General features: G+C 73.6%; 6 protein-coding genes and 2 pseudogenes. 6 read left to right on the top strand and 2 right to left on the bottom strand.

Annotated elements, in window-relative coordinates:
• The 4 genes and pseudogenes from O7608_RS31880 to hemB form a co-directional block, all read left to right on the top strand.
• Positions 1-176: pseudogene (locus O7608_RS31880) on the top strand (glutamyl-tRNA reductase); the annotation flags it as partial.
• Positions 173-1,114 (top strand): annotated as a pseudogene (gene hemC, locus O7608_RS31875) (hydroxymethylbilane synthase); the annotation flags it as partial. The pseudogenes O7608_RS31880 and hemC, both read left to right, overlap by 4 nt.
• An 82-nt stretch (positions 1,115-1,196) precedes the next feature.
• Positions 1,197-2,777 (top strand): bifunctional uroporphyrinogen-III C-methyltransferase/uroporphyrinogen-III synthase, encoded by a 1,581-nt coding sequence (locus O7608_RS31870; RefSeq protein ID WP_289208045.1) that lies wholly within the window; start codon positions 1,197-1,199, stop codon positions 2,775-2,777.
• Positions 2,778-2,811: 34 nt separating this feature from the next.
• Positions 2,812-3,789, top strand: coding sequence for a porphobilinogen synthase (hemB, locus tag O7608_RS31865; protein WP_289208044.1), 978 nt, complete (start codon positions 2,812-2,814; stop codon positions 3,787-3,789).
• A gap of 12 nt (positions 3,790-3,801) precedes the next feature.
• Here hemB and O7608_RS31860 read toward each other — a convergent pair whose 3' ends face one another.
• Positions 3,802-4,818, bottom strand: a complete 1,017-nt coding sequence (locus O7608_RS31860; RefSeq protein ID WP_289211133.1) for a GNAT family N-acetyltransferase — start codon at positions 4,816-4,818, stop codon at positions 3,802-3,804.
• Positions 4,819-4,890: 72 nt separating this feature from the next.
• Positions 4,891-6,171 (bottom strand): lytic transglycosylase domain-containing protein, encoded by a 1,281-nt coding sequence (locus O7608_RS31855; protein WP_502959158.1) that lies wholly within the window; start codon positions 6,169-6,171, stop codon positions 4,891-4,893.
• Between the two features lie 58 nt (positions 6,172-6,229).
• Between O7608_RS31855 and O7608_RS31850 the strand changes: the two genes are divergently transcribed.
• Positions 6,230-6,457 carry an FmdB family zinc ribbon protein gene (locus O7608_RS31850; protein WP_289208043.1) on the top strand — a complete coding sequence of 76 codons (228 nt, stop codon included), beginning with the start codon at positions 6,230-6,232 and terminating at the stop codon, positions 6,455-6,457.
• A 171-nt stretch (positions 6,458-6,628) separates the two neighbouring features.
• Complete coding sequence (locus tag O7608_RS31845) at positions 6,629-9,409, top strand: ATP-binding protein (RefSeq protein WP_353850590.1); 2,781 nt, start codon at positions 6,629-6,631, stop codon at positions 9,407-9,409.
• The last annotated feature ends 1 nt before the right edge of the window (position 9,410 follow it).

Genomic DNA, 9,410 nt, shown 5'->3' with positions numbered 1-9,410 from the left:
AACCCGGCGGTGACCAGTACGCCGCGCTGCTGCGGCAACTGTTCGACCTGGAGGTGCCGGGCACCTCCACCGCCGGCGACGTCCCGGACCTGACGGCGGCTGGCGTCCCGGACCTGACGGCGGGCGCACCTGGCGTGACCGGCGACGGCGCCCCGGAGCATGGAGGTGACCGGTGAACGCGCTGCGGCTGGGCACCCGGGGCAGCGCGCTGGCCATGGCCCAGTCCGGCCGGGTCGCCGCCGCGCTGCGCGCCGCCACCGGCCGCGACGTCGAACTGGTGGAGATCGTCACGGCCGGCGACCGGTCCTCGGCACCCGTGGCCGCGCTCGGTGTCGGGGTCTTCGTCTCCGCGCTGCGCGACGCCCTCGCCATGCGGGAGATCGACTTCGCGGTCCACTCGTACAAGGACCTGCCCACCGCCGGCCCGGCCGGGCTGCTGATCGCGGCGGTGCCGCCCCGCGAGGATCCCCGCGACGCGCTGCTCAGCCGGGACGGCCGGATGCTCGCCGAGCTGTCACCCGGCGCGACCATCGGCACCGGGGCGCTGCGTCGCATCGCCCAGCTGAACGCGCTCGGCCGCCAACTGGCGGTCACCCCGATCCGGGGCAACGTCGACACCCGGATCGGCCGGGTCCGTGGCCCGCAGGCAGATCTCGACGCGGTCGTGCTGGCCCGGGCCGGGCTGGCCCGGCTGGGGCGCCTCGACGAGATCACCGAGACCCTCGACCCGATGCTGATGCTGCCCGCTCCCGCCCAGGGAGCGCTGGCCGTGGAATGCCGGGCCGATGACACCGACCTGGTCGAGCTGCTCAGTGTGCTCGACCATGCACCGACCCGGGCCGCGGTCGACGCGGAGCGGTCGTTGCTGGCGACGCTGGAGGCCGGGTGCAGTGCACCCGTCGCGGCGTACGCCGAAGTCGCCGAGGGGGATGACGGCGACGAGATCTATCTGCGTGGGGCGGTGATCAGCCCGGACGGACTCCGGGAGATCCGCCTGTCGCGTACCGGTCCCCCGGACACCGCCGCCGAGATCGGTAAGGCACTCGCCGCCGATCTGCTCGACGCCGGTGCCGACACGATCCTTCCGGGGACCACGCCCGGCGGCCCGACCGGGGCCGCGCAGGTCGGGGTGGTCACCCAGCGACCTTCAGCGCCCGATCGGTCCGGCGCGACGACCCAGAACATGGGGAGCATAAATGACCCGCACCCGTAAGCTCGCAGGCCACATCGCGTTCGTGGGGGCCGGCCCCGGCGACCCGGGCCTGTTGACCCGCCGGGCGCACGACGCCCTGGTCGAGGCCGACCAGGTGGTGTTCGACCGTGCCGTGCCGGAGAGCCTGCTCGCGGCGGTCCGCGCCAACGCCAAGGCCGACGCCCAGCTCAGCCCGGCCGAGGGCGCCCCCGGCGACGTGGCCAAGGTGCTGATCTCCGCCGCCCGCTCCGGGCAGGCGGCGGTCCGGCTCGTCGCCGGCGACCCGTTCGGTCACCACGGCGTGGTGACCGAGGTGCAGGCGGTCGCCCGCACGGCGGTGCCGTTCGAGGTGGTGCCCGGGGTCAGCCAGGCCGAAGGGGTGGCCAGCTACGCCGGGGTCCCGCTGCCGGGGGTACGGACAGTGGCCGACGTCGACGACACGGCCGGTCTGGACTTCGACGCGCTCGCCGCCGCGATCGGCCGGGGCTCGTTGGCCGTCGCCGTGGACGCCGGTGAGCTGGCCGCCGTACGGGACGGACTGCTCGCCGCCGGCGTCGACGGCGCGACGTCGGTCGCGGTGACCGGCGACGGCACCGGCGAGACCCAGTACACGACCACGTCGACCGTGGACAACTTCGTCGCGGCGGCGCTCGGCTTCACCGGCCGGGTGGTGCTCACCCTCGGTGCCGGGGTCACCGAGCGGGACAAGCTCAGCTGGTGGGAGAACCGGCCGCTGTACGGCTGGAAGGTGCTCGTTCCCCGGACCAAGGAGCAGGCCGGGGTGATGAGCGCCCAACTGCGGGCGTACGGTGCCATCCCGTGTGAGGTGCCGACGATCGCCGTCGAGCCGCCCCGTACCCCGGCGCAGATGGAACGCGCGGTCAAGGGCCTGGTCGACGGCCGGTACGCCTGGGTGGTGTTCACCTCGGTCAACGCCGTACGGGCGGTGTGGGAGAAGTTCGCCGAGCACGGGCTGGACGCCCGCCACTTCGGCGGCGTCAAGATCGCCTGCATCGGTGAGGCGACCGCCGACGCGGTCCGTGACTTCGGCATCCAGCCTGAGCTGGTGCCGGCCGGTGAGCAGTCCTCCGAAGGGCTGCTGGCGGAGTTCTCGCCGCACGACGAGATCCTCGACCCGGTCGGCCGGGTGCTGCTGCCGCGCGCCGACATCGCCACCGAGACCCTCGCCGCCGGGTTGACCGAGCGCGGGTGGGAGGTCGACGACGTTACCGCGTACCGGACGGTGCGGGCGGCGCCGCCGCCGGCCGAGATCCGCGACGCGATCAAGTCCGGTGGCTTCGACGCGGTCCTGTTCACCTCGTCGTCGACCGTGCGCAACCTGGTCGGTATCGCCGGCAAGCCGCACGCCCGCACGGTGGTCGCGGTGATCGGCCCGAAGACCGCCGAGACCGCCACCGAGTTCGGCCTGCGGGTCGACGTGCAGCCGCCGCACGCCTCCGTACCGGACCTGGTCGAGGCGCTCGCCGGTTACGCGGTGGAGCTGCGGGAGAAGCTGGTGGCGATGCCGGCGAAGCAGCGGCGCGGTTCCAAGGTGCAGGGTCCGACCGCGCTGCGGTTCCGCTGAGCACCGGACGCCGCCGAGCCAGGGGAGCGCGTCGATGACGTACCCGCAGAGCAGGCCCCGACGGCTGCGCCGGACCGCGGCGGTACGCCGGCTGGTCGAGGAGACCCGGCTGGCCCCGGCCGAGCTGGTGCTGCCGATGTTCGTCAAGGAAGGGCTGGCCGAGCCGCGACCGGTTCCCTCGCTGCCCGGCGTGCTGCAGCATTCCCGGGACTCGCTGCGCAAGGCCGCCGCCGAGGCGGTCGCCGCCGGCGTCGGCGGGATCATGCTGTTCGGGGTGCCGGCCCGCCGCGACGCCGTCGGCTCCGCCGGCACCGATCCGGCGGGCGTGCTCAACGTGGCGATCCGTGACGTGGTCGCCGAGGTCGGCGACGCCACGGTCGTGATGAGCGACCTGTGCCTCGACGAGTTCACCGACCACGGGCACTGTGGGCTGCTCGCCCCGGACGGCACCGTCGACAACGACGCCACCCTCGCCGCGTACGGGCAGCTGGCGATCGCCCAGGCCGAAGCCGGCGCCGACATGCTCGGCCCGTCCGGAATGATGGACGGGCAGGTCGGCGTGGTCCGCCGAGCGTTGGACGCCGCCGGGCACACCGACACCGCCCTGCTGGCGTACGCGGCGAAGTACGCCTCGGCGTTCTACGGTCCGTTCCGTGACGCGGTGGAGTCGGCCCTGGTCGGCGACCGACGTACCTACCAGCAGGATCCGGCGAACCTGCGGGAGTCGCTGCGGGAGGTCGAGCTGGACGTCGCCGAAGGCGCGGACCTGGTGATGGTCAAGCCGGCGCTGCCCTACCTGGACGTGATCGCGGCGGTCCGCCAGCGGGTGCACGTCCCGGTCGCCGCCTACCAGGTCTCCGGCGAGTACGCGATGGTCGAGGCGGCTGCCGCCAACGGCTGGGTCGACCGGGACCGGGTGATCATGGAGACGTTGACGTCGATCAGGCGGGCCGGCGCCCAGGTCGTCCTCACCTACTGGGCGGTCGAGGCGGCCGAGGCCCTGGCCGGCTGATCCGACCTGGGCTCAGCTGCGTACGCCCAGGCGGTGCATCAACATCGGGATGTCCGCGCCGTAGTCCCACCAGTCCCGGTCCGACCGGTAGCCGATCTCGGTGTTGATCGAGACGATCTCCTCGTCGCCCTCGGCGTTCCAGGTCTGCACCTCGGCCAGCGCCGGTTCGACGGCACGCAGCTCCAGCAGCATCCGTGCCTTGATCGCCCGGTCGATGCCGCGTCCCTGGTGTGCCTGGGCGACGATGGTGTCGTACTGGTCGGCCCGGGTCGGGTGCTGCGCCGGCACCACCACCTCGGTCAGACCGGCGACCTCGCCGCTGGCCGGGTGCCGGGCCAGCACGATGTACGGCGTCATGCCCCGTCGGTGCAGGCAGCCGAGACTCTCCCGCAGCCGTTCCGGTTCGTACGAACTGGGCCGCAGGTCCAGGTCACCGTCGGCGGGGTCGCTCTGCTCGGCCTTGGTCCGGGCGTACGCCTCGACGAGATCGTCCGGCGGTCCACCGGGGTGGAACTCCACCTCGTAGCCGCTGACCGTGTCCTGGGCCATCTTCTCGATCGCCGCCCAGTCCACCGAGGCCAGCCGCAGGACACTGCGGATCTCCCGGAACTGCCGGGCGAAACCGAACGACTCGTAGAACTCCACCGCGCAGGTGCCGCCGATCACCTCGACCCCGACCGAGCTGAAACCCTCGTGGTACGCCCGACGCACCGCGAGCGACAGCAACTGCCGGCCCAGGCCGGTCCGCCGCACGTCCGGACGCACCAGGATCTCCAGGACACCGATGTCGCCGAGCAGCAGTACGTTCACGTGTCCGACGACCTCGGTGCCGCCGCGAGCGTCGGGCTGCTCCGCCAGCCAGCAGATCCGCCGGACCCCCGGCATCGTCTCGGTCAGGTACTCCCGCAGGAAATGCGGTCGCCACAGCGGGTCGCCCGGAAGATCGGTCCGGAAAACCTGGTTGAGACAGTCCAGCAGAGACGAGATCTCGGCGGACGACGCGGTTCGGGGGTCCCACTCGCGCACCATCACGCGTCTAGCTTGCCGGCAACGCGGCTGATGCGAAAGTGGCAGGCGCAGAATTGTGCCCGACCGATTGCGCTAAGTGCGACTCCGTACCCCGTACTCGTTGGCCGTGTCGAAGACCGACTGGGCGTAGGGTTGGACGTTGTTGTACGACAGGATGGCACTCCACCAGTCCGAAGGTGTGGACAGATCGCGTCCGTTCCGGCACAAGTAGTTAGCGGCGGCCAGGCTCGCGTCGTCGATATCCTGCGGATCGACCACCCCGTCGTTGTCGGCGTCCACCCCGAATTCCGCCCACGTCGTCGGGATGAACTGCATCGGACCGACCGCCCGGTCGTAGACCACGTCATTGTCGAGGCGTCCGTCGTCGGTGTCGGCGATTCGTTGCCGGCCGCCGGCCCCGTCGAGCGGCAGCCCGACGATCGGTGGTACGGCCCGCCCTTCGGTGTCCAACCTCGATCCGTTGGCCGTGCCGTGGGTCGACTCGATCATCCCGATCGCGGCCAGGGTGGTCCAGCTCAGCCGGCAGCCGGGAGTGGTGGTCGCCAGGACCAGTTCGGCGTAGCCGTACGCCTCCAACGCGACCACCGGGATGGCCAGCCGGCTGGTGGTCTGAGTCGCCCAACCGGTCAGGACCGCCGCCGGGCGGGTCGGCCCGAGCGGCGGCACCGGCCCGCCCGGGTCGTCGAGTGGCGGCGTCGTCGGATCGAGCAGGTCCGGGTCGGTGAGCGCGGGTACGTCCGGGACGGCGGTCGTCTCGACCGGCCCAGGGGTGCTGACGGGTTCCCGCAGTCCAGCGGCGGCCGGCACCAGCACCGCGCCTGCCGTACCGCTGCCGGCGATCAGTGCCAGCAGCAGCACGCCGGGTAGCGCCAGACGCCCGCTCGGACGGCGGCACCAGGCACCGACCGCGCGGGCCGCGCGACGGCCGGAGCGGGCGACCGGTCGGGCGATGGGCCGCAACCGTGCCGGGTGCAGCCGACCGACCCGGCGGGTGAACGGCGGATCGTCGCGTCGGTGTCGACCGGCCGGAGTCGGCTCGGTCCCCGCTTGGCTGGTCGGTTCCGCCCCGGTCCCCGCTTGGCTGGTCGGTTCCGCCCCGGTCCCCGCCTGGCCGGCCGGCTCCGCCCCGGTTTCAGGCTGATCCGTCCCGGCCTCAGCCGGCGTTCGCTGCTCCGGCAGGTCCGGCGTCGGCAGGTCCGGCGTCGGGCTCTGCGACGTCGCCGACGTGGGCGGCTCCGCCGTCGGCTCCGCCGGCGGGGTCGGCGTCGGTGCGGCCGACGTGGACTCAGGTGCCGGTGCCGGCACCGCCGGACGTAGCCGTGCCGTCGGCGTACCTGCCCCGTCCTCGACCATGCCGTCGAGTATCACCCATCCGGCCGACGACGTCAGTTCCCGCCGTACCCTTATCCACATGCCCCGGTACGAGTTCCGCTGTCGCGCCTGCGGCGACACATTCGAGGTCAACCGTCCGATGACCGAGGCCGGCGAGCCGGCGTCCTGCCCTCAGGGCCACGCCGACACAGTCAAACTGCTCTCCACCGTCGCGCTCACCGGCCGGGGCGGCGGCTCAGTGGGAGCGCTGCCGACCGCACCACCGTCCGGTGGTGGCGGGTGCTGCGGCGGCGGGTGCGGATGCTGACCGCCACCGCGCCCCGCTGACCGTCACCGACGACGCCGCAGGTCAGCTACCCGCCTCCTTCGTGACTGGCCAGGTTGCCGACCTGCGGCAGGATGAACTGCGACTTCCAGCGGGGCGGAGGTTCCACCGGTGTCGGCATCGACCGCACTGCCGAGCGGCCTGGTCACCTTCATGTTCACCGACATCGAAGGCTCTACCAGGCTGGCCCGCCTGCTCGGCGGCGACTACCGTCCGATGCTGCGCGAGCACCGACGGCTGGTCCGGCGGACGCTGTCCGCCAGTGACGGCACCGAGCTGTTCACCGAGGGCGACTCGTTCTTCGCGGCGTTCGCTGATGCGGCCGCCGCTCTCGACGCCTGCCGCCGGGCCCAGCGGGCGCTCGCCGCGCACGACTGGTCCGCGCCGGATGCCGTGCCACGGGTCCGGATGGGGTTGCACACCGGGTACGCCGAACCGGTCGGTGGCGAGTACACCAGTCCCGAGGTGCACCGGGCCGCCCGGATCGCGGCGGCGGCACACGGCGGGCAGGTGCTCTGCTCGGCGGCGACCGCCCGGGCCGCCGATCCGTTGCCGGCCGACGTCTCGTTGCTCGACCTCGGCCTGCACCGGCTTCGTGGCTTCGACGACCGGGAACGCCTGTTCCAGCTGATCGCCCCTGGTCTGGAGCGGCAGTTCCCCCGGCCACGTACCGCCGACGCGGCCAGTCACAACCTGCCGAACCAGATCAGCTCCTTCGTCGGCCGGCGGATCGAACGCCGGGAGCTGCGACGACTCGTCGCCGCGCACCGGCTGGTCACCGTGGTCGGTGCCGGCGGTTCCGGCAAGACGCGGCTCGCGGTCGAGGTCGCCGCCGCGTCCGGCACCGTCGACACCTCGTCCGACACCGCATCCGGCGACGTCGACACCGCGTCCGGCACCGCCGGCTACCCCGACGGGGTCTGGTTCGTCGACGTGGCCACCGTGACCGACCCCGGGCTGGTCGCGTTCGCCATCGCCGCCGTGTTCGGGCTGCGCCCAGAGCCGGGACGGCCGATCCTGGACACGGTCGTCGAGTACGCCGCCGCCCGACGGTTGTTGCTGGTGCTCGACACCTGCGACGCCCAACCGGCGGCCTGCGCCGAGGTGATCACCCGGCTGCTCACCGGCGGTCGGCAGGTCCGGGTGCTGGCCACCAGCCGGGAGCCGATGGGCGTACCGGGTGAGGTGGTGTGGCGGATTCCGCCGCTGTCGGCGGAGCCCGGCCCGGCCGGCGGGCCCAGCGACGCCGTAGCGCTGTTGCTCGACCGCACGGTGGCCGCCCGGGGCGGCCGGCCGTTGGCGCCGGCCGAGTCGGGCCAGCTGCACCGGGTCGCGTCCCGGCTGGACGGGCTGCCGTTGGCGATCGAGCTGGCGGCGGCCCGGCTGCGGGTGCTCTCCGTCGGGCAACTGGTGGATCGGCTCGACGACGTACTGGGGGTGCTGGACGCGGGCCGGGAGGAGCCGGCCGGGGTGGACCGCTCCGCCGGGCGGCGGCACGGCACCCTGCAGGCGACGGTCACCTGGTCCTACCGTACGTTGGCACCCCGGGCCGCCCGGCTGCTGCGCTGGATGTCCGTCTTCGCCGGCCCGGTCGACCTGGCCACGGTGGAGTGGCTGCTCGACGACGACCCGCTCGGCCCGCTGGCGGTGCTGGTCGACAAGTCGATGATCCAGGCCGAGCCGGCGGCCGGCGACACCAGCTACCGGATGCTCGACCCGATCCGGGCGTACGCCGCCCGGCGGCTGGTCGAGGCAGGTGAGGAGCAGTCGGCCCGGGACCGGCACGTCGACTGGGCCTTGCACGCGCTGCAACGTGCCTATCTGGGCCCGGACGGGCAGCCGGTCACGTTGTCGCTGTACGCGTTGGATCCGCTCGCCGACGAGTTGCGGGCGGCGCTGCGGTGGAGCGCGACCGGCGGTAGCGCCCGGCGTGGTCTGCAGCTCGCCAGCGGGCTGGACCAGTGGTGGCGGGAGCGCGGCCTGGCCCGGGAGGGGCGGCTGTGGCTGTTCCGGCTGTACGGGCGGATCGCCGAGACCGGCGAGGTGATCCCCGAGGCGGAGCTGGCGGCCGCGTACCACATGCATTCGCAGCATGCCGGCGCGGACGGTGAGTTCGGCGAGGAGCTGCGGTTCTCGCACCGGGCCGAGGCCGTGGCCCGGCAGGCCGGCGACGCGGGCCTGCTGGCCCGGGTGCTGGCCGGCCGGGGCGCCTCGTTGATCGACCTCGGTCAGTTCGACGAGGCGGAGCGGGTGTGCCGTGACGTCATCGACTGGGCGGCGGCCAACGGGGTGGCCGGTGACGCGTTGTTCGCCGTCTACAGTCTGGCGGAACTGCTGTGCCGGCGGGGGGCGCTGGACGAGGCGGCCGAGGTGCTGGCGGGCGCCCGGCCGGCCGAGGCCGCCCGGCCGGCCGAGCGTGGCCGGCGGACCGTCGACATGCTGCTGGGCCTCGTGGCGCTGGCCCGGGTGGACCTGGTCGCCGCCCACGACCACCTGGTGGTCGCGCTGCGGTCCCGGATGCGGTACGGCTTCCACCGGCGGGCCTGCGACACGTTGAACGCGATGGCGGTGCGCTGCGCGCAGGGTGGGGACCCGGCGACGGCGGCCCGGTTGTTCGGTGCCGCGCAGGCGACCCGTACCGCATTGCGCAGCAGCGCCGGGATGTTCGGCGGCTACTGGGCGCAGGAGCAGGACCGGGTGCGGGCGGTGATCGGCGATGCCGCCTTCGACGCCGGCTACGCGCAGGGCAGTCGGATGAGCCTGGTCGAGGCGGCGGCGCTGGCACTGGCGGTGGAGCATCCGGACCTGACCTCGGGTGCCCGCTGGTTCGGCGACGACCCGACCGGGCTCGCGGCCGGCCGCTCCGGGCTGGTCGTCGACCGGTCCGGGCTGGTGACCGACCGGTCGACCGGCGACGGGAGCGCCGCCGGCTGAG

Source organism: Solwaraspora sp. WMMA2056, from assembly GCF_030345095.1.
Classification (GTDB): Bacteria; Actinomycetota; Actinomycetes; order Mycobacteriales; family Micromonosporaceae; genus Micromonospora_E.
This window is presented reverse-complemented; position numbering and strand designations above follow the sequence as displayed.

What these genes read in the sequence shown, in the direction of transcription:
- O7608_RS31845 (WP_353850590.1), top strand. Translation starts at nt 6,629, where the DNA reads ATGTTCACCGACATCGAAGGCTCTACCAGGCTGGCCCGCCTGCTCGGC.
- O7608_RS31855 (WP_502959158.1), bottom strand. Translation starts at nt 6,171, where the DNA reads ATGGTCGAGGACGGGGCAGGTACGCCGACGGCACGGCTACGTCCGGCG.
- O7608_RS31850 (WP_289208043.1), top strand. Translation starts at nt 6,230, where the DNA reads ATGCCCCGGTACGAGTTCCGCTGTCGCGCCTGCGGCGACACATTCGAG.
- O7608_RS31870 (WP_289208045.1), top strand. Translation starts at nt 1,197, where the DNA reads ATGACCCGCACCCGTAAGCTCGCAGGCCACATCGCGTTCGTGGGGGCC.
- hemB (WP_289208044.1), top strand. Translation starts at nt 2,812, where the DNA reads ATGACGTACCCGCAGAGCAGGCCCCGACGGCTGCGCCGGACCGCGGCG.
- O7608_RS31860 (WP_289211133.1), bottom strand. Translation starts at nt 4,818, where the DNA reads ATGGTGCGCGAGTGGGACCCCCGAACCGCGTCGTCCGCCGAGATCTCG.